The sequence below is a fragment of the Epilithonimonas xixisoli genome, from assembly GCF_004365655.1.
Classification (GTDB): domain Bacteria; phylum Bacteroidota; class Bacteroidia; order Flavobacteriales; family Weeksellaceae; genus Epilithonimonas; species Epilithonimonas xixisoli.
The window spans coordinates 797,622-819,088 of sequence record NZ_SOEO01000002.1; the positions used below are offsets into that span (position 1 = coordinate 797,622).

Below are 21,467 nucleotides of genomic sequence, written 5' to 3' on the forward strand. Positions count from 1 at the left end.
CAATTTAATTAATTTTATATATTATTTGTGTTAAATATGCAACATAATTATGTTATTAATCAAAAATTAATGATAATAAAATGCTACGGATAGAAATGTAATTTTAGCCATTAAAAAACAACCACATTGAAATTACAATCGGTTTTTTTATTCAGAATTAAGAGGATTGTTTTTATTGGTAATTTGTCAAGACGGGAAGCGTGACATCGTTGTGAATGATCCTTTCTTTGTATTTCAAACATAACGGCGCAAAAATCTGTGAAAGAATTACCAACAAACCAATGGGATAACCTGGATTTCGACCTTTCACATCGCCCGGAAATTTTCGCAGTTCTTCCTGAAAATTGTCCATTCTTTTATAAAGTTCTGCGTACCATTCTGCAGTGAACTTCGTATTAGATCTGCAAATAAAACCGCCTGTCCCGACACAGCTTTTGTAATAATATTGCAAATCTTGATCTATGATTCCTTGATCTTTTCCCATTCCAAAAGGTGTAAGTTCTGTGTAGCCCAACAGCCATTTTTCCGGATTTGACTCCAGAGATTCGAAGGCTTTTTCCCAATTATTGCGGTTTGTTTTGATGTCGCTGTAGCCACCGCCATAGAAATGCATAAAGTAACATCTCAGATAATCCGATTTATGAACCAAAGAAAGATTGTCATAAGCAGGATGCAAAGGATGCTCTGGTAAAATATAATTTTGGAGGTTTTGTGGCGTGATTAATCTAACTTCCACACCAGAGTTTTGGGCCAAAGATTCGTAGCCTTTTCTTCGGTTTTCGGACATCTCATTGTCGCCGGTCCAAAAGCAGTAGATCACTCTATCGACTTTGGATGTGACATCTGAAAATGGCTCATAATCATTAGTTGTAAAGAAATTAGGGTATCTGTTTTTATTAAAATGATAAGGAAAAATAGATTGTCTTTTCACGCGCCACCAATCTCTGAAAGCATAGAGTTCTTTATAGACAAAACCTAATTTGGATTTTGCAAAATCACTGATTTTATTTCTAATTTCCCCCATTTTTAATGATGTGTTTTATGTCGGTTATTTTGATCGTCTTTAGTAAAATGTAGAAGTAATAGATGTTTTTCAGAATATCATTTTTGTATGCAATTCGGAAGTTTCTGTACAGCATTTTGCTCATACTGACTTTCGTTTCATAATCGAATTTTTCCTCGTAATTATTCAGGAGATAGCCCATATATTCAGAGTTTCCTTTCATTTTTCTCATCCTGAAATCGGTGGAATTTCGGTTTCCGGAGAGGTTGACTTCTGAGTCTCGGAAAGACATAAAAGCATTATTAATAAAAAGAATATCTCCAAATTCTGAAAATTCCAAAACCGCGATGGCGTCAGATCCGTACGCCAATTCTATATCTTGATACTTGTATTTACGATACTTGTCGATTCTGAAAATATTTTCGCTCAATGTTGAGAAGCCAATGTTGCGATAGAGGTTTCCGAAGAAAACAGACGCTTTCTGAAGATGTGGATAATCTGGAAATTCCCTTACAATCTTATTATTTTCATTAATAACTCTGCATTTGAATTTTATCAAGCTGATGCCTTTTTTCTCAGCTTCTTCCACATTGCTATAAAATTCTTGGATGCAATTTTCGCTCAATGTATCATCGTCAGCCAAAACAATCACCCATTCTTCATCTGTAATAAACTCATCAATGCATCTTTCCCATTGTTTGGATAGAGAATTTCCTCCGATGTTCGTGTCAAAATTTTTATATCTTGTGATGATAGAATCGTACTTTTCAATCAATTCCTTTGGATCATTAGGACTATTGTCGTTTCCAATGTAGAGATTAAATCTTTTGTCCGTCTGATTGTTTAAGCTTTCTAAAGTTTCCTTTATAAAATCGATTTTATAATATGGGATTACGACTGCAATTTTGTTTTTCATCATTTTTTTGTTTTTTACCAATAGCAACCGCCTTCTATTTTTTCAAAATCTTTTGGAATATCTTGTGTGAAAATCCAATTTTCACCGTTGTTTTTTCTAAGTTCTGTGTAATGTTCCCATTCTTCCCATCTTTTCCCTTTGATGCCGAAGAGAAGTTGAGTAACGCCTCCCAGATGAATGGCTTGTTTTCCTAAGTCTTTTACATAAGAAGCCAGCGGAAATCCATAAGCACCACAACCGATGATGGCAATGTCGAAATCCGTTTTTGAGATTTGATTTTTCATAGATTCTAAAGCATCAAACCACGTTTCAAATTCCGATTTTTGTCCGGCAATAGTTTGAACGGCTTTTATCGTTTTAAGTTCAAAATCAGGAAGCATTTTGGGATTTTTATAAAGCAAATCTTTCTGTGCAAACTGATGTTTGATGGATTCTTCGAACGGATGAACCAGAAGAACTTTTTTTCCTTTCAATTCGTAAGACCAAGGCTCGTCATAAAACCAAGGTTCCAATTCCCGTATTTTGCAAAGTTTTACATCATCAGGAATATTTTCAACCTGATATTCCATCTCATTCCAAACACCAAGAATATCAAGATTCTCAATAGATTGATTGTAAATTTCAATGAATTTTTCTCCGAGAGACGCATCATTTGGGAAGAAGCCAGAAAGCAAACAAAGATTATCCAAAAAAACGGAATCTTTTTTCCAAAGAATATTAATGTCGCCAGAAAGGGTTTTTGTAATTCCAGAAAAATCGGAGCCCACTTTTTTCTGCAAAGATTGATTGACTAAAAATCGCGTTTCTGTACTTCCAAGTCTTCCAACCATAAAGGGTTTTCCGCTTTTTATCATCTCAGAAATCAGTTGATTTGTATCGCCATTTTTCTCGCGATCCATTACCAAATCAAATCGGTTTTTCTTGTGAAGAATTGGCACCGTTCTTTTGGCAAGCCGATGGAGATAATGATAGTTGTTGGAAGTAATCATTTATAAATTTTTTATCATTTGGTCTTGTTTGTTGATAATAATCGAATTATCCGGAACATCTTTGTGGATCACACATCCAGCACCTAAGATTACATTGTTTCCAATCGTTACATCTTTCAAGATAACCACATTTGCGCCTGTCCAAACATTGTTTCCAATCTTCACTTTTCCGATGCTGAATTCAGTTTTCGAGACAGAAAAAGGTTCTTTTGTATAATGGTGATTGTGATCGAAAATCTTCATTCCTTCACCCAAAATGCAATTTTCGCCAATGTTGACTTCTCCCAAACAAGATATTGTAGCACGCGTGATGTAAGTGTTTTTGCCAATAATCAATTTACCGTTTGGTTTCACGGTGATAAAGTTTGATTGATTGATGGTTACATTTTCTGCAATATCAAATTTTGAAGTCGGCGTGATGTCAAAAAAATTATCAGAACCTATTTTGAAACTTGAATGAATTTGACTTCCCGAAGTAAAAAAAACACCTCGTTGATGTTGATTAATACAAGCCTTGACAAGGTTTTGTAGTTTGGAGAATATAAAGCCTAAAGCTGATTTCATTTTTGTGTTTCAATCGATTATATACAAAGATAAAATTTTAGTATTTATTTCTATATTTTTGTGCAAAATTAGTAACTAATATTTTTCTTATGAGTCCTTTGGTGAGTATCGTAATTCCTGTTTACAAAGTAGAAAAATTTATTGTCAGATGTCTGCAGTCCGTTGTGAATCAGTCCTACACAAACATTGAATGCATTCTTGTAAACGATGTCACGCCAGATTCGTCTATGGAAGTAGCTCAGGATTTCATTGCCAAAAATCCGGATTTTGATTTTAAAATCATCAATCAACCTTTCAACCAAGGACTTTCTATGGCGAGAAATGCGGGAATGGATTTGGCAAAAGGAAAATACATTTACTTTTTGGATAGCGATGATGAGATTACTGATTATGCGATTGACCATTTGGTAAAATTGGCCGAAGAAACCAATGCAGAAATGGTTTTGGGGCAAAGCGTCTGCATCAATGAGGAGGAAAATTGGAAACGTAATTATTTTCCCATCACATCCGAAAAAGATGTTATCGAAGGAAGTAAAAACATTGTATGGAGTTTTGTGAAGGGGAAATATCCTGTGATGGCTTGCGATAAGTTGGTGAGAATGGATTTTCTGATGGAACACAAGCTTTATTTTGTAAAAGACCTTTTCTCGCAGGATGTTTTGTGGAGCTTCCAAAGTATGCTGAAATTTGAAAAAATCGCTTTTCTAAGAGAAGATACTTATCTCTATTATTTTCACGGTGCGTCCATTATTCACAATCGTGGTGAGAAACATTTTGGAAATTGGATCACGATTGCAGAGTTTATGAATCGCGTCTATCTGGAAGAAAAAAATCCGTACAATAAAAAGCTGATCTTGGAAAATTTGATCGATTTCAAAGCTTCGACTTTGGGAATGAACTGGAAAGCCCAACAAAATGAAGAACTTTGGAAAAGAAGCTACAAGGCTTACAATCAATTGTCTGGATTGAGTTTTGCTAATTACTTGTCATCTGCTTACACTACAAAACTAAAAAAGCAGGACTTATTTTATCGCCTGCCTTTGTCTATTGGATACAAATTTTTCCGATGGAGATTTGATAGATAATCAAATTTTACATCCATCTAATTTGGTCGTTTAATTATAATCTTTTCACGCAATCATCTTGCTCCAAGATTCCTTTCACATCATAAATAATCCCGTTTTCTGAAAGAAGATTTTTGATATTAAGATCTTCAAATTCTTTGTGAGAAACTGCCAAAACTACCGCTTCATACTTTTTGAAAGGCATTTTGGTTGTCGTCGTCAATCCATATTCGTGCATCACTTCAGCTGGATTTGCCCAAGGATCAAAAATGGTCACATTGATGCCGTAATCTCCCAAGTTTCTGATGACATCAACGACTTTCGTATTTCTAACATCAGGACAGTTTTCTTTAAAAGTAAATCCAAGAACCAATACTTCGGAACCATTCACTTTCAAATCTTTTTTCAGCATTTGTTTCACGGTTTCGCTTGCAACGTATTGACCCATAGAATCATTCATTCTTCTTCCAGCCAAAATAATTTCCGGATGATAACCAAATTCCTGCGCTTTTTGAGCCAAATAATAAGGATCCACGCCGATGCAATGTCCACCAACCAAACCTGGTTTGAACGGAAGGAAATTCCATTTGGTTCCCGCCGCTTTCAGAACTTCGTGCGTATCGATATTCATTAGATTGAAAATCTTTGCCAACTCATTAACGAAAGCAATATTAATATCTCTTTGAGAATTTTCTATCACTTTTGCCGCTTCTGCTACTTTGATTGTGGGAGCCAAATAAGTTCCAGCTTCAATGACAGAATTATAAAGGTCATCTACAATTTTTCCAATTTCAGGATTGGATCCGGCTGTAACTTTCAAGATTTTTTCCACCGTGTGAAGTTTGTCACCAGGATTGATTCTTTCCGGAGAATAACCTGCGAAGAAATCCACATTGAATTTCATTCCCGTATTTTTTTCCAACACAGGAACACATTCTTCCTCTGTCACGCCTGGGTAAACTGTCGATTCGTAGATCACGATGTCGCCTTTTTTCAGAACTTTTGCAACAGTTTCGCTGGCTTTGTAAAGTGGTGTCAAATCTGGACGATTGTTCTTGTCAACTGGCGTTGGAACTGTTACGACGTAAATATTAGAGTCGGCAATATCCTCAAATTTATTAGAACAATATAAACCCGTTTCTCCAGCTTTTGGATTGCTTGCGACCAATGCAGATTGCAAAAGTTCATCGGAAACTTCCAAAGTGTCGTCTTTTCCGGCATTCAGTTCGGATATTCTTTTTTCATTAATATCGAAACCTACAACGGCGTATTTTGTAGAGAATAATCTGGCAAGTGGCAACCCAACATAGCCAAGTCCGATTACGGTAATTTTATGACTCATTAATTTTTTATTTAATTATTTCAAATTCTCCCAATACCATTTCACGGCTTCTTTCAAACCGTTTTTCATTGAGAATTGAGGGTTGTAGTTTAATAGATTTTTTGCTTTGTCGATGCTGGCAAGAGAGTGTGGAACGTCACCTTTTCTGTAATCGCCGTAAATCACTTCTACATCGGCAATTTTTGGATCGAAGTCGGATAAATATTCCTTTAAATTACTAACAAGATCATTCAAAGTGGTTCTCTCTCCGAAAGCGGTGTTGTAAACCTGATTTTGAGCTTCTGTATTGTCTGAAGTCAAAGCCAAAAGGTTCATCAAGATGACATTATCAATATAAGTGAAATCTCTGGAATATTCTCCACCACCGTTGATGACAGGACTTTCGTGGTTCATCAGTTGCATTACGAACTTCGGAATTACCGCAGCGTAAGCACCATTTGGATTTTGTTTTCTTCCGAAAACATTGAAATATCTTAAGCCAATCGTATCAAAATCATAAGTTCTTTTGAAGACATCAGCATAAAGTTCATTCACGTATTTTGTAATTGCGTAAGGCGAAAGTGGTTTTCCTATTTTATCTTCAACTTTCGGAAGACTTTCAGAATCTCCATAAGTTGAGGAACTTGCCGCATAAACAAATCTCTTTACGTTTGCATCTCGCGACGCGACCAACATATTCAGAAATCCGCCAACGTTTACATCATTGCTTGTGATCGGATCATTGATAGATCTTGGAACCGAGCCAAGTGCAGCCTCGTGCAAAACGAAATCTTGGTTTGCACAAGCGGTTTTACAATCTTCCAAATTGCGAATGTCGCCTTCGATTAATTTGAAGTTGGGATTGTCTTTTATCGCTTCCAGATTTTCTCTGAGTCCTGTGGAGAAGTTGTCAAGACAAGTGACATTTGCGCCAAGATTTAATAATTCTTCACAAAGATTGGAGCCGATGAAACCAGCACCACCAGTGACTAATATATTTTTATTACTAAGTTTTTCTTTGAAGTCGTTCATAGTTTTAAGAGTAATATTTCTCTAAGATTCGGCAAAGATAAGATTCTTTGTTATTAAGATTGTTAATTCTAAAATAATCTTCTAAATCTGGAATATTAATATCATATCCAGAGCCCTTTTTGATGAGGTTGAGATCCAATTTTGTGTTGTAAAAACGCTCGATGATTTCCAGAATTTCGATGATGGCGTAATTCTGAACATAGGCGACATTCACTATTTTGTTGAGAGTTTGGCTGTCTAACAAATTGAAAGTGATGTTCTTAATATCATCTGCATCTATGAGGTTTCTGGTAGCTTTTGTATGAACATTGATGGTCTCGTTGTTTCGGATTGATCGAATGAGGTAATTCATCAAAAGATTCGGATTTCCACCTTTCCCAACTGCATTGCTGACTCTGAGAATCAAATATTTATCACAAGAATTTTTCACAAGTTGCTCCATTTTCAGTTTATGAAGCACATAGTCACTTCCCGTTTTGGAAGAATCGTAAACGCTACAAGTTGAGAAGTAAACAAATGTTTTATCTTGATTTTCTTCGATGGTTTTCTTGATGAGCTTTTCCTCTCGTGAGAATTCTTCTGGTCTGTCTTCCAAAGAATTAGAAACACCGGAAGCGAAGAAGATGATGTCTTTCCTATCATCCTCAGCGAAGAGAGATGCAATCAATCCTTTACCGACAATCATTCTAAAAGTGTTTTAAGAATTCTTTCCGAAGCTTTTCCATCGCCAAAAGGATTTTTCTCTGACTTGAAAATGAATTCTTTCTCTTCATTCCAAATTGTATAAAATTCTGCTTTAATTTTTTCCAAATCGCTACCGACCAAAACACCACAATTACAGTCCAAAACTTCGGGTCTTTCGGTTTCTTCACGCAAGATCAAAACTCTTTTTCTAAGACTTGGAGCTTCCTCCTGAATTCCGCCAGAGTCTGAAATTATTAATTTTGCAGAAGCCATTTTTCTTATCGTATCCAAATAGGGTAGAGGTTCTGTAAATAATAAATTGTCAGGTTTTTTATCTTCGAAGACATCAAGAATGATCTTTCTCGTGTTTGGATTTGGGTGTAATGCCCATTCGAAATTAGTTTCCGGATTTTCGCTAGCTAATTCTTTGATGGCTTGCGCAATTTCTTGCAAAGGTTTTCCAATGTTTTCTCTTCTGTGCGCCGTGATGAAAACCTTATTTTGATACTCTATTTCAATATTTTCTTTTTCGAGAATATATTGAATCATATCAACAATCGTGTTCCCAGTCAACAATATTTTGTCCTTCGGAATTCCTTCTTTTAAGAGATTTTCTTGAGATAAAGTAGTTGGTGCAAAATTCACGTCGCTTCCTAAAGAAACCACACGTCTATTGTATTCCTCAGGAAAAGGCATTCTGATGTCTGTGGTTCTAAGACCCGCTTCGATGTGATAGAATTTTCGCTTCTCCATAAAAGCCACGATGGACGAAGCCAAAACGGTGAAAGTGTCGCCCTGAGCCACAATTTTGGTAATGTTTTCTTGATGTACAAGATCCGATAAACTATTAATCAGTTTTGCTACCAAATTGGAATTGGTGAAATCTAGTGACTGAACAGAAAGTCGGAAATCCGGTTTGACATCAAAACTTTCTTCCATTTTTGTAAGAAGATCATCGTGCTGACCAGTGTTGACCACCACAATTTCTTCATTTTGCATACGGAATTGATGAATGACCGGAAAAACTTTTAGAAATTCTGGTCTGGTTCCGTAAACGATGGCAATTTTATGACTCATCAATTTGTTTTGTGCAAAAATAATAAATCTTAAGGCTTAATGCGTTTTAAAATATGTTTAAATAGCATTTTCAATGGAAATTGATTCAGAATCTCATCGGCTGTGATAATTTTGAGATTGTTGACAGCATTGTGGATTTCCTTCTTTCCATCTTTGATATCTGCTACATTTTTCAGATGATGATAAGCGTGCACATAATCTTTGAAAGGATTTGGCGTATCGCGCTCGTGCCAAGTTCCCACAAAATGATGCGCAGCGTAATTCTTCGGAAGATCCAAACAAAAATATGTTGATGGATAAATCACAATTCCGTCTTCAAGTTCCTGATATTCATCTCTTTCTGGATCAGCTTTGTAATGATTGATGAGAAGATCTGAAACAAAAACTGTATTCGTTGTCAAATCAAAGTCAGTTTTTTTATTATAAAAGTCTAAAACCTTTTTTGGCCAAGGATGGTCTTTTTCCGTAGCCCAAAGTGCCGTGAATGGTGAACCTTTGATCTCAAAACCAGAAAATGCGCGGTGAACCAAAAACTCATCCAAAGAAAATTTGACTTCCACATCGATGTCCATATAAATCCCACCTTGCTCAAACAAAGCCAATGCTCTTGCATAATCCGAAACAAAAGCCCATTTTTTCTTCTCCGCCGCTAGACGAACGTACTCGCAACAAGTGATGTCAAAGTTGGATTCGTTCCATTCGATGATTTCGTAATCGGGAAGGTTTTTTTTCCAGGAGTCTAGGCAAATGTAGAAAGATTCTGGTTTTGGATTGCCACCGAACCAGCAGTAGTGTATTTTTTTTGGAATCATGGTTTAATCAATTTCTTTTTGATAAAAGTGTTCATTGGTTTTTCATAGTAGAGGAATGAAAGACAACTTAATACGATCGTCACAATAAAGTAAATTATGGATAGATTAATTTCATTAAAATTAACAAAATAATTGTCTTTGAGCATATTACCATAAGTAATAACCAAGTAATGGATCATGTAAAATCCAAAACTAATCTCGCCCAGAAATACTAATGCGTTGTTTGATAATAATTTTGAAAGATAACCTTTATTCTGTGCGAAAGTATAGATAATAAGACACATCGGAATCCAGTAATAAACGGAAAATCTAAAACCTCTGGCAAAATAATTGTGAAATATAAAAAATATTAAAAAAGTAACTATGGTAAAGAGCTCTGCAAGAGTAGCTCTTTTTATAGTTGAAAAAAAAGATTTGAACTTCTCATTTTTGAAAAGATCATAAAGTAATATTCCTAAGATAAAATCGAAACTTCTAATAAGTGGATTCACATAAAATACATCTTTATGATGACCACTTGGAATCAAGAAGACTCCAATGATTAATATTGCAGGAATTAGAAAAGTAAATATCTTCTTTAATATTTTTACGTTTTGGAAGAGGACAATGATAAAGGGGAATATCAGATAAAAAAACATTTCATCTGAGATGCTCCAGGCAGGTGGGTTGAAACTAAAAAAAATAGTTTGGTTGGGAACGAAACTCTGAATAAGAAAAAAATTGGTCAGGAATGCCCCTATATATAAGGCATTATTGAAATAAACAAAAGGTATAGCTAAAATTAAAGTTAGGAAATGCAAGGGGTAGATTCTTGCAAAACGCGCTAAGTAAAATGATTTTTTGGTTATTTTTTCTTGCAAGAATTTTTCTTTATAGCTGTACGACAAAACAAAACCACTGAGAATAAAGAAAAAACTAACGCCCAGATAACCTTCAAAAAAGACGTTTCTTTGGAGCCATTGAAGAAGATTATTATCCGTATTTGCGAATGTTAAATGACTTAAAAAAACAAAAAATGCAAAGAAAAAACGCAGAGAGGTTAGAGGTTTTATCATAAGCCAATTTCTAAGAAAATAATTTTTTCACCCAATTATCAACACGATACTTTTCTATTAGAGAATCGTTCATTTTCATAAATGGAAGTTTTAGGAAAGCATTGATTTCTTCACTCGTTGTATCATTGTTATAAACAAAAATGTTGTTTGTGTTGTAGAAATCATATTCCAATACATTTTTGTTGGTTGTGATTATTTTGGTTTCATAATACAAAGCCTCAAAAAATCGGAAGGAAAGCCCGTTGTTATACGAAGGATTGATGTCAAAAACGACGTAAGCACGCATCATCTCTTCCAAATGATAGATGTAATCCTTAGATTTTGCAATATATTGGATGTACTCATTCGATAATAATTCATAATCTCTTACTGGAAAATTATTGAATAGAATGTTCCATTCATATTGCTCCTTCTCACTGATTTTAGAAATGATTTTTTCCAGAATGAAGTCTCGTCTTTCTACGGTAATGTTGCCTAGATAGTAAAGTTTCTTTGGTTCAGATTTTGGTAAATCTTGCTCAATCGGATAATAAAAGTTGGTTATGAATTTCAGATTCAAAAAAGAGTAACGTTCCAGATCAATCTTATCATAAATAAATAAATTTTTGAATAGGTGCGCACTTTTGGAAACTTCTAAAGCTTCTCCCTCTGCAATAGAATCCCAAAAATAGCCTGCCATTTCGTAGGAAATTTTTGCGAGATGAAGGATTGATTTTTGATTCAGATAGTCAGGCCTTACAACAATTACTTTATCGAATTTCGTGGTGTTTTTTTTACAAAACTGAGTGACGAGTTTGGACCGTTGTTTTTTATTAAATTTTCTTTCTGCTTTGTAAAGATAGTTTTTGTACCGAAAGATAACACGCAGAAAAATATTAAGATATTTATTTATAAAACTACGTTGGTTAAAAGTTGGAGCATCGGAAAAATCAATTTTTGTCACATCATAACCTTTTTGCTTCAGAAAACTGCAGCATTCTGTGTTCAGGATGTTCCTTTCTATGATTAATATTTTTTCCAATTTTTTCAGTATTTAATGTAACTGTATATGAATGTTTATTGGAAAAACTTGAGTTTCAACATCAAGCGGAAGAGCCGACTTTGGTATAGTTTTCTCAAAAATTCCGACTCTGGGCTTAGTTTTTTTAGCAAATAGAGGTTTTCATGATAGCTTCCTTGATGATCTAAAAAAAAATCTACGTGCTTCTTGAAAATTAATGTTTTCATTTTTCTCAATCTGTCATCTGATAGATCTGCGAGCATGGAGCTTTCTTTTATTCTATAAAAGAAACCATAATAGTCTAATTTCAAAACATTTCCTCCATTTTTTAAAAGAGAAATCCAAAATTCCCAATCTTCGAGACCGTAAATTAAGTCAGTATCATATCCTTGAACATCAACCCATTGACTCTTTTGAAAAAATGCACTACAAAAAATAACATTATTGAAGGATAAATTATGCAAAGAAAACTCGGCAATATCCCAGTGTCCAGTTTTAATTCCGAAAAACTCTGCATTACAGTAAATAATAGAATATCCTTTGTCAAATTCTTTTTCAGCTAATTCTAAATATTGATTTCCTATTTTATCGTCTGCATCCAAAGGAAGAATCCATTTGCCTAGTGCTAGATCAATCCCGCTGTTTCTTGCTGCGGAAAGACCCGCATTTTGCTTAGAAATGTACCTAAACCGACTATCCTTCAATATCCATTTTTGTGCAATGTCTTCTGTATCATCAATTGATCCATCATTTACAATAATACATTCCCAAAATTGGTATGTTTGCTCTAACACAGATTGCAAGCATTCTGAAAGAAACTTTCCCTGGTTGTAGCAGGGTACTATAATAGAGATAAGAGGATTTTTCATCAAAAAAAACATTATATAAATTTGCTGACCTTTTTATAAAATTCTGCAGGAATATGCAATCTTAATAGTATCGCTAATCTTTTACTTTTATATGGGTATTTGAGAAAAGCTTCTAAAAGTTTTTTGTCAATTTTTCTATTGTTCAAATATTGTGTGAAAAGATAATAGTTTATATTTTTTTTAACAGATCCTTTTTTATCAAAAATCAGTTTTAGTAAGATATCTTCCCTTTCTATTTGCTCTCTTTTGCTAATAGAAATGTTTGTGTCGTGCATTCGATAGTACGCTAATTTTTCAGCAATATATCCAATATAATATTTTTCGTTCACAAGAAGCCATCTGTAATAATCCTCTACTAAGAAATTACTATCATATTTTCCAGTCTCCTTCAATACATCTAATCTAAGCAAAACCGATAGCGCCGCTATTCTGTTACCTTTAATCAATGATTCTCTAAAATACTCTGGAGATACATTACCTAAAGTATTGTAATCTGCTACATCACTAATAATTTCTGAATTAACATCAATTACATACGTGTCCGTAAAAACCATTCCGTACTCATCACCTAGGATCTCAAGCTTTTGTACACATTTCTCGATAGACTCTGGATGCAAAAAATCATCTGCTGCGATCATCTTAATGTATTTTCCCGAAGCGAGCTCAATACACTCATTTAATACAGTAGCAAGACCTGTGTTTTTTTGATGGAAATTTGTATGTGCTTGGAAATCATTGTTTTTCAACCACAAGTTAAATTTCTCCACCGAATTATCTTTAGAGGCATCATCAGCAACAATTAACTGGATGTTCGGATATGTCTGATTTTTAATACTATCCAAATTTTCATTAATATACTGACTCTGATTGTACGAAATCACCACGATGGTAACCAAGGGAAAATGATTCATCTAATACTGATTTAGAACTGCAATGATTTTGCTTACCTCGTTTTCGTCCAAAACTGGTGAAATCGGCAAACTCAAAACTTCGTCGTGTATTTTTTCGCTGATCGGGAAAGAGAGATTGTTCCATTCCTTGTAAGCCTCTTGTTTGTGCGGAGGAATTGGGTAGTGAATCAAGGTTTGTACAGCGTTTTCCGCAAGATAATTTTGCAAAAGTTCTCTGTTGCCAGATCTGATGATGAACACGTGCCAAACGTGCTCCAGTTCATTTTCCGGATATTCTGGGAGAATTATTTTTGGATTATTGATTTCTGATACAAAACGTTTTGCAATCTTTCTTCGGATTTCATTTTCGGAATCGATGTATTGTAGTTTCACGTCCAAAACAGCAGCCTGGATCTCATCCAGTCTGGAATTGAGACCTTGGTAGATGTTCACATATTTCTGGTTGGAGCCGTAATTTGCGAGAGCTCGGATTGTTGCCGCAAGCGTTTCATCATTGGTGGTGATGGCACCAGCATCTCCCAATGCACCCAGGTTTTTGCCGGGATAAAAGCTGAATCCAGCAGCATCGCCTAGATTTCCGGATTTTTTGCCGCCCCATTCAGCACCAATAGTTTGGGCGTTATCCTCAATGATTTTAAGATCATGTTTGATTGCTAACTGCTGTAATTCTTCAGAAAAAATAATTCTTCCATAGAGATGAACAATCAGAATGCCTTTGGTTTTAGGCGTTATTTTTTCTTCAATTTTTGAAATGTCAATATTATAATTATCAATATTGGGCTCAACAAGGACGGGAACCAATCCATTGTCAGAAATTGCAAGAATGGAAGCAATGTAAGTATTGGCTGGAACGATAATCTCATCTCCAACTTTCATAAAACCTAATTCTATATATGCTTTTAGAATCAATCTCAAAGCATCCAAACCATTTGCAACACCAATGGCTTGGGAAGAACCAATGTATGAGGCCAGATTTTTTTCAAAGTTCTTGAGTCTTTCGCCCAACAAATACCAGCCGGATCGGAAAACTTCTAACAATGCGTTTTCTATTTCCTGCTGATGAACCAGATTTATTTTTTGTAAGTCCAGAAACTTAATCATTTGTATTGTGTTTAATATTAATGTTGTTTTTATTCAAAACAGAGAAAAACGGAGATGTTTGGTATAACTATTCTGTGAGTACAGATACTGCTCTTAGAAATGAAATGTCAAATCTGAATTTCAATGGCATTCTTTTTTAGAAACTTCTAGTCGTTTTCGTAACCATTACTTTTTTTCCAAGAGTCAAAACCTTCGCCTTCCCAAGGCATTCCTCTTTGAAAATTATAAGGCCAAGGATAGTGAGATTCACCCGTTTCTCGAGACTTCAAATCTCTCACATCTTTAATTCTTTTCCCAGGATTACCAATGATCAAAGAATAGTCTTCATATTTCCCGCCTACCAAAGATTGTGCTCCTACAAGGCAATGTTTTCCAATTTCTGTAGCAGGCAACAAAACCGTTCCTACGGCAATTTGAGAGAAATCACCAATCGTAGATCCAACACAAATGTTAGAAGGCGGCGTGGGATCGTTTGTCAAAACGACATAAGGATAGATAAAAACAAAATTCCCAATCTTGGATTGCTGACCTATGTGAACATTGCTATGCAACCAACAATTATTGCCAAACTCTACATAACCTTGGATGTCCGTTACTGTTCCCAATCTGCAGTTGTCTCCAAATTTAGATTTTTCACGGATTGTAACTCTATGACCTGTGGAGAAATTTTTTCCGAAAACAGAATCCGCATAGATAATGGTATGACTCCGAATCAAAGCATTCTCTCCAATGATGGTTTTAGGATTTTCGTATTCTTCACTGAAGTAATAATCGTTCAAAGGTTCGCCAATAATACAGTCATTAGAAATAATAGAATTGTCGCCAATCACCACGTTGTCATAGATAACGGTATTGTCGCCAATTTTTACATTGGCTCCAATGATGGCTTTTGGACTAATTTGGACGTTGATATTATTAAATTTCATTTTGTATTTTTAAAAAAGTATCGTAATCTCTAACGTAATCTGCTTCGTTGTAATGATGAGAGGCTAAGACCAAGCAAATAGCTCCAGATGAAAAGTTGATTTCTGATGCCCAAATCCCAGGCGGAATATGCAAACCCATATCGGGACGATTCAAGAAAATTTGTCTTTTGTAATTTCCGTCGTCTAAAGAAACCTCGAAACTTCCGCTGGCAGCTATTAGGAACTGATGACATTCTTTGTGCGAATGTGCACCGCGGTTTTCTCCTCCAGCAATATCGTAAAGGTAAAAAACACGTTTTACATCGAACGGAAAATTAGAATTATTTTCGACAACGGTAAGATTGCCTTCATCAAAATTAATTTTTCCTAAATTGATAACACTGCAGTCAAAAATTGAAACTTTATTTCTCATTTGCAATTTTTATAAATTCTTCGAAATCTCTAATGTAATCAGCTTCATTATATGCTTTGTCCGATACAATAAGAGCTAATGAATTGGTAGAAAAATTTTCCAGTTTTCTCCAGTACATTTTTGGAATCAGTAAGCCGTAATACGAGCGGTTGAGTGAAAAACGTTGCTCTTCCTTTCCGTCGTTTAATACAACATCGAAACTGCCAGAAAGTGCAATGATGAATTCTTGCTGCTCTCTAAAAGCGTGACTGCCTCTTACTTCTCCTCCTGGAACATCATAAATCCAATATGTTCTTTCAATTTCAAAAGGTAATTGATTTGGATGCTCAAAAAAAGATAAATTGCCTCTTTTGTCATATATTTTTGGAAGTTCTATGATTCTTGGTTTCATGGCGTTTGTAATTTATAATCAAAAATGGGTCTTATGATTCCAGGCAACAAAGCCATATTACTGCCAATCTTTACATTTTCAACTTCGAATCCTACAATCTCATTCGCAATGAAAAGGGCTACTTTTTGATCCATACCAAAGATAAGTTTGAAATAATAATTTCCTGCATTCAGGAGATTTTTTGGTATTTCAAATTCTACGGTATATTCTCCTTTTTTACTGTTATTTTGGGTAGAGATGAGGACACCTGTATGGAAAACCACACTTTCTTCATAAGTTCTCAATTCAAAAGTTGTATCCAAATTGATATTTTCCTGAAAATTGTAAAACTTCAATTTTACTTTCATTCCAGAATCAATATCCAGAAATCCATCATTTAAAGGTTTAACGGAAAATTCTAAAATTCGGATATTTTCATTTCCTAAAGCCGAATCTAAAGATCCTGAATGTAGATAGCTACTTTGTATTTGAGAACTTTTTTGGTACTCAAAAATCGTATTTGCAATATTTCCCTGATAATCTAAAAGTCCCTGGTTGAGAAGAATTCCTTTGGAACAAAGTTCTTTCACCGCCGTCATATTGTGACTCACAAACAATACGGTTCTACCTTCACCTTTAGAAACATCCCCCATTTTCCCTAGACATTTCTTTTGAAACTCTGCATCACCTACTGCCAAAACTTCATCTACAATCAATATTTCAGATTCCAGATTTGCAGCTACAGCAAATGCTAATCTCACGTACATCCCAGAAGAATATCGCTTCACAGGCGTGTCAATATATCTTTCAACTCCCGAAAAATCGACAATTTCATCAAATTTTCTAGTGATTTCTTTTCTAGTCATTCCTAGGATTGCACCATTGAGGAAAACATTTTCTCGCCCCGTCATTTCCGGATGGAAACCTGTTCCCACTTCTAATAGTGAAGCAATTCTACCGTTGGTCAATATCCTTCCTGTGGTTGGTTTGGTTACTTTACTCAATAGTTTTAGTAAAGTCGATTTTCCAGCGCCGTTTCTACCGATAATACCAACTGCGTCGCCTTGTTCTATTTCAAAATTAATATCCCGGAGCGACCAAACGTAATCGCTGTTTCCTTTTTGGGTTCTGTCGTTAGAATCACCAATCTTCAAATATGGATCTTCTTTTCCACGGATTTGATGCCAGAAACGATTGAGGTCGTGAGAAAGAGATCCTGTGCCCACTTGCCCAAGACGGTATTGTTTAGATATATTTTCAGCTTTTAATGCTAATGCCATTTTCTTAATTTTAAAATTAAACCGTATCCATAAAGCCCTTTTCCACCTTATTGAAGGTCACAGTGCCAATCACAAGGATCACGAAAATTAATATCGTACTGATGATTAACATAGGCGCATTAAAATCTCCAACTCCAAGCCAAGCATATTTGAAGCACTCAAAAATTCCTGTTAAGGGGTTGTAAAAAGCAATAGTTTTGAAAATTCCTTTCAAGCTGGAAGCTGGATAGATTACTGGCGTAGCATACATATACAAACTGATTCCGAATGTCAGAAGCATTTGCAAATCACGATATTTTGTGGTGAGAGAAGAAAATATCATCCCCATTCCCAGCGCAAATACAGCCATCAAAAAAACTAAAAACGGCGTTGCAAGTATCCACCAGTTTGGCTGAACTTGACCTTCAAAAAGATAATAAACAAACACAACTAGGAATAGTCCCATTTGTACTCCAAATCGCATCAAATTCGAAAGAACAATAGATATGGGCATAATGAGTCTTGGAAAATAGACTTTGCCAAAGATACTCGCATTGGTTGTGAACACATTAGAAGTAGCTGTAAGACAAGAAGAGAAATAATTCCAAAGTGTAATTCCTGCAAGATAAAATAGAATCTTTGGCGCACCATCAGTAGAAAGTTTGGCTATATTACCAAATACAACTAGGTAAACTACCGTGGTGAAAATTGGATTGATGAAAAACCAAATCGGCCCTAAAATAGTCTGTTTGAAACTGGATACAAAATCCCGTTTTACAAACATGTAAGCCAAATCTTTATATCGCCAAACTTCTTTCAGATTAAGATCAAAAAGAGAATGTTTGGACTCTATCGTTTCGGTCCATTGATGATTTTGAGAATCACTCATTTGTGTGTGTTTTATTTTATTTGATTAGGGCTTTCAGGTATTCTCCATATCCACTTTTACCATATTTCGAAGCGGTTTCCAAAAGTTTTTCTTCATTGATGAATCCGTTTCTGAAAGCAATTTCCTCGATACAGCCAATCTTGAAACCTTGTCTTTTTTCAATCACGCTGACGAACTCTGACGCATCCTGTAGCGAATCAAAAGTCCCAGTGTCCAGCCAAGCGGTTCCTCTGTCAAGAACACCAACTTCCAATTTACCTTTGCTTAGATAAACATTGTTGATATCCGTGATTTCAAGTTCGCCTCTTGGAGATGGCTGTATATTTTTAGCAATTTCAACGACTTCATTATCATAGAAATAAAGTCCTGGAACAGCATAATTTGATTTTGGTTCAGTTGGCTTTTCCTCGATAGAAATGGCTTTGAAATCGTTGTCAAATTCCACAACGCCATATCTTTCCGGATCTGCAACGTGATACGCAAAAACGACACCGCCGTCTGGATTGGTTTTATTTTTCAATAAAGTTCCCATTTCGGAACCATAGAAAATATTATCGCCCAAAACCAAAGCTGCAGAATCATCACCAATGAATTGATCACCAAGGATAAATGCCTGCGCTAATCCATCTGGACTTGGCTGAACAACATATTCGATATTACAACCCAATTGAGATCCATCGCCCAAAAGTTTGATAAATCCTGCTTGGTCGTGAGGCGTTGTGATGATTAAAATATCTTTAATCCCAGCCAACAACAATGTTGAAAGCGGATAATAGATCATTGGTTTATCATAAACTGGCATCAACTGCTTGCTCACAGCAATCGTCAATGGAAACAATCTTGTTCCGGATCCGCCGGCTAATATAATTCCTTTCATAAGTCTGATATTAAATTAATTATACTGTCCGTCGTAATATTTTTGATAATCGCCGGAAGTCACATTTTCCAGCCATTCTTTGTTTTCAAGGAACCAGTCGATGGTTTTTCCTAAACCTTGTTCGAAAGTTACAGATGGTTTCCAGCCAAGATCTTTGTTCAATTTCGTAGCATCAATAGCATATCTTTTATCGTGACCTGGTCTGTCTTTCACGTAAGTAATCAGTTTTTCTGAATGTCCGGCAGGTTTTCCTAACTTTTCATCCATTTGTTTGATTAATTCTTTAACCAAATCAATGTTTTGCCACTCATTGAAACCTCCGATATTGTAAGTCTCTCCAGTTTTAGATTCGTTGAAGATCTGATGAATCGCTTTTGCGTGATCGATTACGAATAACCAATCTCTTGTATATTTTCCGTCACCGTAGATTGGCAATGGCTTTTCATTAATGATATTCGAAATACAAAGTGGAATCAATTTCTCAGGGAAATGATTTGGCCCGTAATTGTTGGAACAATTTGACAAAATAAACGGCATTCCGTAAGTATTTCCATAGGCTCTTACCAAGTGGTCAGAAGCAGCCTTCGAAGCTGAATATGGCGATTGTGGATCGTAAGGTGTTGTTTCCAAAAAGAAACCAGTTTCTCCTAAACTTCCATAAACTTCATCCGTAGAAACGTGGTAGAAAAGATTTTTTCTAGGCTCGTTCGGGAATCTTCCGTGTGTATGATCTGGATTCAAAGTCCAGAATTCGATACAAAGATTAAGAAGATTTGCAGTTCCGTTGACGTTTGTGTTGATGAAGGCGTTTGGATCCGTGATACTTCTGTCCACGTGACTTTCTGCAGCTAAATGCACAACTGCGTCTGGATTGTATTTTTCAAAAACCTTTCTTAGTTCTTCAGGTTTTGTGATATCTGCTTTTTCGAAAACATAATTTGGTTCGTTTTCGATGTCTTTTAAATTTTCAAGATTTCCGGCGTAAGTCAAAGCATCAAGATTGATGATTTTGGAATCCGGATTATTTTTAACAAATTCTCTTACAACGTGAGATCCGATGAAACCAGCACCTCCTGTAATGATAATATTTTTCATAAATACTATTGTATTGTTTTTAGTTTTTTAATTTTAATCGTTCCCGAATAAATCTCTGGTGTAAACTTTTTCTTTCACATCATCCAGATCCGGCGTTTTTCTGTTGGATATAATGACATCACATTCTTGTTTGAAAGCATCTAGATCTGTGTAAACTTTTGATCCGAAAAAAGTGCTTTCTTTCATAACGGGCTCGTAAACAACAACTTCCACTCCCTTTGCCTTGATTCTTTTCATGATGCCTTGGATTGCAGAAGCTCGAAAATTATCTGATCCAGATTTCATGATTAGCCTGTAAACACCAACTTTCTTAGGTTGTTTTGCCAAAATAGAATCGGCAATAAAATCTTTTCTCGTACGATTGGCATCCACAATAGCCTGGATGAGGTTATTAGGAACCGAATCGTAATTGGCAAGCAATTGCTTGGTGTCCTTCGGAAGACAATATCCGCCATATCCAAAAGATGGATTATTGTAATGAGAACCAATTCTCGGATCCAATCCTACACCTTCTATAATTTGACGGCTGTCCAATCCGTGGATTTGGGAATAGCTATCCAATTCATTGAAGTAAGCTACACGCATTGCCAAATAAGTATTTGAGAACAATTTGATGGCTTCCGCTTCTGTTGCATTGGTAAAAAGGATGGGAATGTCTTTTTTTATGGCACCTTCTTTCAAAAGATTCGCAAAAACCGTTGCCCGCTCGCTTTGCTCGCCAATGATGATCCTTGATGGATAAAGATTGTCATAAAGTGCTTTTCCTTCTCTCAAAAACTCTGGAGAAAATAGGATATTATCGAAATTTAACTCTTTTTTTAAGTTTTCCGTGAAACCAACAGGAACTGTGGATTTTACAATCACAACTGCTTTGGGATTGTATTTTTTAACTTCTTCTACAACATTTTCAACACTTCTTGTGTTAAAATAGTTTGTAGCTGGGTCATAATCAGTCGGTGTCGCTACGATAATAAAATCAGCATTTTTATAAGCCTCTTCTTTATCAAGACTTGCTTTTAGGCTGAGATTCTTCGTTTTCAGAAATTCTATAATTTCATGATCGTCAATAGGAGACTGTCTGTTATTGATCATCTCTACCTTTTCGGGGATAATATCCAACGCAATTACATTATGGTGTTGCGCTAGTAAAACAGCGTTGGAAAGACCAACATATCCTGTTCCGACAATTGTAATATTCACAGAGAATAAGTTTTTAATTTCGGCAAAAATAAGAAAATTAA

The 21,467-nt window shown here is 35.4% G+C and carries 23 protein-coding genes; 1 reads left to right on the forward strand and 22 read right to left on the reverse strand.

The window, feature by feature from the left end:
• Nucleotides 1-172: 172 nt before the first annotated feature.
• The 4 genes from B0I22_RS11075 to B0I22_RS11090 are packed head-to-tail and all read right to left on the reverse strand — an operon-like array spanning nucleotide 173 to nucleotide 3,472.
• Nucleotides 173-1,024 carry a capsular polysaccharide synthesis protein gene (locus B0I22_RS11075; protein ID WP_133944804.1) on the reverse strand — a complete coding sequence of 284 codons (852 nt, stop codon included), beginning with the start codon at nucleotides 1,022-1,024 and terminating at the stop codon, nucleotides 173-175.
• Nucleotides 1,011-1,922 carry a glycosyltransferase family 2 protein gene (locus B0I22_RS11080; RefSeq protein WP_133944806.1) on the reverse strand — a complete coding sequence of 304 codons (912 nt, stop codon included), beginning with the start codon at nucleotides 1,920-1,922 and terminating at the stop codon, nucleotides 1,011-1,013. Before B0I22_RS11080 ends, B0I22_RS11075 begins: the two co-directional genes overlap by 14 nt.
• Nucleotides 1,923-1,933: 11 nt before the next feature.
• The gene (locus B0I22_RS11085) at nucleotides 1,934-2,908 is read right to left on the reverse strand and encodes a hypothetical protein (protein ID WP_133944808.1); all 975 of its coding nucleotides are present in this window, start codon (nucleotides 2,906-2,908) and stop codon (nucleotides 1,934-1,936) included.
• On the reverse strand, nucleotides 2,909-3,472 hold the full coding sequence (locus B0I22_RS11090; RefSeq protein WP_133944810.1) for an acyltransferase: 564 nt from the start codon (nucleotides 3,470-3,472) through the stop codon (nucleotides 2,909-2,911).
• An 89-nt stretch (nucleotides 3,473-3,561) separates the two neighbouring features.
• Between B0I22_RS11090 and B0I22_RS11095 the strand changes: the two genes are divergently transcribed.
• A complete protein-coding gene (locus B0I22_RS11095) occupies nucleotides 3,562-4,557 on the forward strand; it encodes a glycosyltransferase (RefSeq protein WP_133944812.1) in 996 nt (331 codons plus the stop codon).
• Nucleotides 4,558-4,591: 34 nt separating this feature from the next.
• Here the strand turns inward: B0I22_RS11095 and B0I22_RS11100 are convergent, their stop codons facing one another.
• The 18 genes from B0I22_RS11100 to B0I22_RS11185 all read right to left on the reverse strand — a co-directional run bounded on the left by B0I22_RS11100 (nucleotide 4,592) and on the right by B0I22_RS11185 (nucleotide 21,426).
• Nucleotides 4,592-5,878: a nucleotide sugar dehydrogenase gene (locus B0I22_RS11100; RefSeq protein WP_133944814.1), complete on the reverse strand. Its 1,287-nt coding sequence runs from the start codon at nucleotides 5,876-5,878 to the stop codon at nucleotides 4,592-4,594.
• A 15-nt stretch (nucleotides 5,879-5,893) separates the two neighbouring features.
• Nucleotides 5,894-6,889, reverse strand: a complete 996-nt coding sequence (locus B0I22_RS11105) for an SDR family oxidoreductase (RefSeq protein ID WP_133944816.1) — start codon at nucleotides 6,887-6,889, stop codon at nucleotides 5,894-5,896.
• A gap of 4 nt (nucleotides 6,890-6,893) precedes the next feature.
• Entirely contained in the window at nucleotides 6,894-7,574 is a 681-nt protein-coding gene (locus B0I22_RS11110; RefSeq protein ID WP_133944818.1) for an NAD-dependent epimerase/dehydratase family protein, read from the reverse strand.
• Nucleotides 7,571-8,650 (reverse strand): non-hydrolyzing UDP-N-acetylglucosamine 2-epimerase, encoded by a 1,080-nt coding sequence (gene wecB, locus B0I22_RS11115; protein ID WP_133944819.1) that lies wholly within the window; start codon nucleotides 8,648-8,650, stop codon nucleotides 7,571-7,573. The genes B0I22_RS11110 and wecB overlap by 4 nt, the downstream gene beginning before the upstream one ends.
• Before the next feature lie 29 nt (nucleotides 8,651-8,679).
• Nucleotides 8,680-9,462: a glycosyltransferase family 32 protein gene (locus tag B0I22_RS11120; protein WP_133944821.1), complete on the reverse strand. Its 783-nt coding sequence runs from the start codon at nucleotides 9,460-9,462 to the stop codon at nucleotides 8,680-8,682.
• Complete coding sequence (locus tag B0I22_RS11125; RefSeq protein ID WP_133944823.1) at nucleotides 9,459-10,517, reverse strand: acyltransferase family protein; 1,059 nt, start codon at nucleotides 10,515-10,517, stop codon at nucleotides 9,459-9,461. Before B0I22_RS11125 ends, B0I22_RS11120 begins: the two co-directional genes overlap by 4 nt.
• Nucleotides 10,518-10,527: 10 nt before the next feature.
• Nucleotides 10,528-11,538, reverse strand: a complete 1,011-nt coding sequence (locus B0I22_RS11130; RefSeq protein ID WP_133944825.1) for a WaaS/CpsH family glycosyltransferase — start codon at nucleotides 11,536-11,538, stop codon at nucleotides 10,528-10,530.
• Between the two features lie 35 nt (nucleotides 11,539-11,573).
• Nucleotides 11,574-12,386: a glycosyltransferase family 2 protein gene (locus B0I22_RS11135; RefSeq protein WP_133944827.1), complete on the reverse strand. Its 813-nt coding sequence runs from the start codon at nucleotides 12,384-12,386 to the stop codon at nucleotides 11,574-11,576.
• Between the two features lie 11 nt (nucleotides 12,387-12,397).
• The gene (locus B0I22_RS11140) at nucleotides 12,398-13,297 is read right to left on the reverse strand and encodes a glycosyltransferase family 2 protein (RefSeq protein WP_133944829.1); all 900 of its coding nucleotides are present in this window, start codon (nucleotides 13,295-13,297) and stop codon (nucleotides 12,398-12,400) included.
• Nucleotides 13,298-14,398: a DegT/DnrJ/EryC1/StrS family aminotransferase gene (locus tag B0I22_RS11145; RefSeq protein ID WP_133944831.1), complete on the reverse strand. Its 1,101-nt coding sequence runs from the start codon at nucleotides 14,396-14,398 to the stop codon at nucleotides 13,298-13,300.
• Nucleotides 14,399-14,544: 146 nt separating this feature from the next.
• Nucleotides 14,545-15,324, reverse strand: coding sequence for an N-acetyltransferase (locus tag B0I22_RS11150; protein WP_133944834.1), 780 nt, complete (start codon nucleotides 15,322-15,324; stop codon nucleotides 14,545-14,547).
• Complete coding sequence (locus B0I22_RS11155; protein ID WP_133944836.1) at nucleotides 15,314-15,736, reverse strand: sugar 3,4-ketoisomerase; 423 nt, start codon at nucleotides 15,734-15,736, stop codon at nucleotides 15,314-15,316. Before B0I22_RS11155 ends, B0I22_RS11150 begins: the two co-directional genes overlap by 11 nt.
• On the reverse strand, nucleotides 15,726-16,127 hold the full coding sequence (locus tag B0I22_RS11160) for a sugar 3,4-ketoisomerase (RefSeq protein ID WP_133944838.1): 402 nt from the start codon (nucleotides 16,125-16,127) through the stop codon (nucleotides 15,726-15,728). The genes B0I22_RS11155 and B0I22_RS11160 overlap by 11 nt, the downstream gene beginning before the upstream one ends.
• Complete coding sequence (locus B0I22_RS11165) at nucleotides 16,124-17,386, reverse strand: ABC transporter ATP-binding protein (protein ID WP_133944840.1); 1,263 nt, start codon at nucleotides 17,384-17,386, stop codon at nucleotides 16,124-16,126. The genes B0I22_RS11160 and B0I22_RS11165 overlap by 4 nt, the downstream gene beginning before the upstream one ends.
• A gap of 16 nt (nucleotides 17,387-17,402) precedes the next feature.
• Nucleotides 17,403-18,254 carry an ABC transporter permease gene (locus B0I22_RS11170; RefSeq protein WP_133944842.1) on the reverse strand — a complete coding sequence of 284 codons (852 nt, stop codon included), beginning with the start codon at nucleotides 18,252-18,254 and terminating at the stop codon, nucleotides 17,403-17,405.
• A gap of 16 nt (nucleotides 18,255-18,270) precedes the next feature.
• Nucleotides 18,271-19,131, reverse strand: a complete 861-nt coding sequence (rfbA, locus tag B0I22_RS11175; protein WP_133944844.1) for a glucose-1-phosphate thymidylyltransferase RfbA — start codon at nucleotides 19,129-19,131, stop codon at nucleotides 18,271-18,273.
• Between the two features lie 15 nt (nucleotides 19,132-19,146).
• On the reverse strand, nucleotides 19,147-20,226 hold the full coding sequence (gene rfbB, locus B0I22_RS11180) for a dTDP-glucose 4,6-dehydratase (RefSeq protein ID WP_133944846.1): 1,080 nt from the start codon (nucleotides 20,224-20,226) through the stop codon (nucleotides 19,147-19,149).
• Nucleotides 20,227-20,259: 33 nt separating this feature from the next.
• Nucleotides 20,260-21,426, reverse strand: a complete 1,167-nt coding sequence (locus B0I22_RS11185) for a nucleotide sugar dehydrogenase (RefSeq protein WP_133944848.1) — start codon at nucleotides 21,424-21,426, stop codon at nucleotides 20,260-20,262.
• Nucleotides 21,427-21,467 lie beyond the last annotated feature (41 nt).

Coding starts and splice junctions, on each gene's coding strand:
- B0I22_RS11075 (WP_133944804.1), bottom strand. CDS start 1,024: ATGGGGGAAATTAGAAATAAAATCAGTGATTTTGCAAAATCCAAATTA.
- B0I22_RS11080 (WP_133944806.1), bottom strand. CDS start 1,922: ATGATGAAAAACAAAATTGCAGTCGTAATCCCATATTATAAAATCGAT.
- B0I22_RS11085 (WP_133944808.1), bottom strand. CDS start 2,908: ATGATTACTTCCAACAACTATCATTATCTCCATCGGCTTGCCAAAAGA.
- B0I22_RS11090 (WP_133944810.1), bottom strand. CDS start 3,472: ATGAAATCAGCTTTAGGCTTTATATTCTCCAAACTACAAAACCTTGTC.
- B0I22_RS11095 (WP_133944812.1), top strand. CDS start 3,562: ATGAGTCCTTTGGTGAGTATCGTAATTCCTGTTTACAAAGTAGAAAAA.
- B0I22_RS11100 (WP_133944814.1), bottom strand. CDS start 5,878: ATGAGTCATAAAATTACCGTAATCGGACTTGGCTATGTTGGGTTGCCA.
- B0I22_RS11105 (WP_133944816.1), bottom strand. CDS start 6,889: ATGAACGACTTCAAAGAAAAACTTAGTAATAAAAATATATTAGTCACT.
- B0I22_RS11110 (WP_133944818.1), bottom strand. CDS start 7,574: ATGATTGTCGGTAAAGGATTGATTGCATCTCTCTTCGCTGAGGATGAT.
- wecB (WP_133944819.1), bottom strand. CDS start 8,650: ATGAGTCATAAAATTGCCATCGTTTACGGAACCAGACCAGAATTTCTA.
- B0I22_RS11120 (WP_133944821.1), bottom strand. CDS start 9,462: ATGATTCCAAAAAAAATACACTACTGCTGGTTCGGTGGCAATCCAAAA.
- B0I22_RS11125 (WP_133944823.1), bottom strand. CDS start 10,517: ATGATAAAACCTCTAACCTCTCTGCGTTTTTTCTTTGCATTTTTTGTT.
- B0I22_RS11135 (WP_133944827.1), bottom strand. CDS start 12,386: ATGAAAAATCCTCTTATCTCTATTATAGTACCCTGCTACAACCAGGGA.
- B0I22_RS11140 (WP_133944829.1), bottom strand. CDS start 13,297: ATGAATCATTTTCCCTTGGTTACCATCGTGGTGATTTCGTACAATCAG.
- B0I22_RS11145 (WP_133944831.1), bottom strand. CDS start 14,398: ATGATTAAGTTTCTGGACTTACAAAAAATAAATCTGGTTCATCAGCAG.
- B0I22_RS11150 (WP_133944834.1), bottom strand. CDS start 15,324: ATGAAATTTAATAATATCAACGTCCAAATTAGTCCAAAAGCCATCATT.
- B0I22_RS11155 (WP_133944836.1), bottom strand. CDS start 15,736: ATGAGAAATAAAGTTTCAATTTTTGACTGCAGTGTTATCAATTTAGGA.
- B0I22_RS11160 (WP_133944838.1), bottom strand. CDS start 16,127: ATGAAACCAAGAATCATAGAACTTCCAAAAATATATGACAAAAGAGGC.
- B0I22_RS11165 (WP_133944840.1), bottom strand. CDS start 17,386: ATGGCATTAGCATTAAAAGCTGAAAATATATCTAAACAATACCGTCTT.
- B0I22_RS11170 (WP_133944842.1), bottom strand. CDS start 18,254: ATGAGTGATTCTCAAAATCATCAATGGACCGAAACGATAGAGTCCAAA.
- rfbA (WP_133944844.1), bottom strand. CDS start 19,131: ATGAAAGGAATTATATTAGCCGGCGGATCCGGAACAAGATTGTTTCCA.
- rfbB (WP_133944846.1), bottom strand. CDS start 20,226: ATGAAAAATATTATCATTACAGGAGGTGCTGGTTTCATCGGATCTCAC.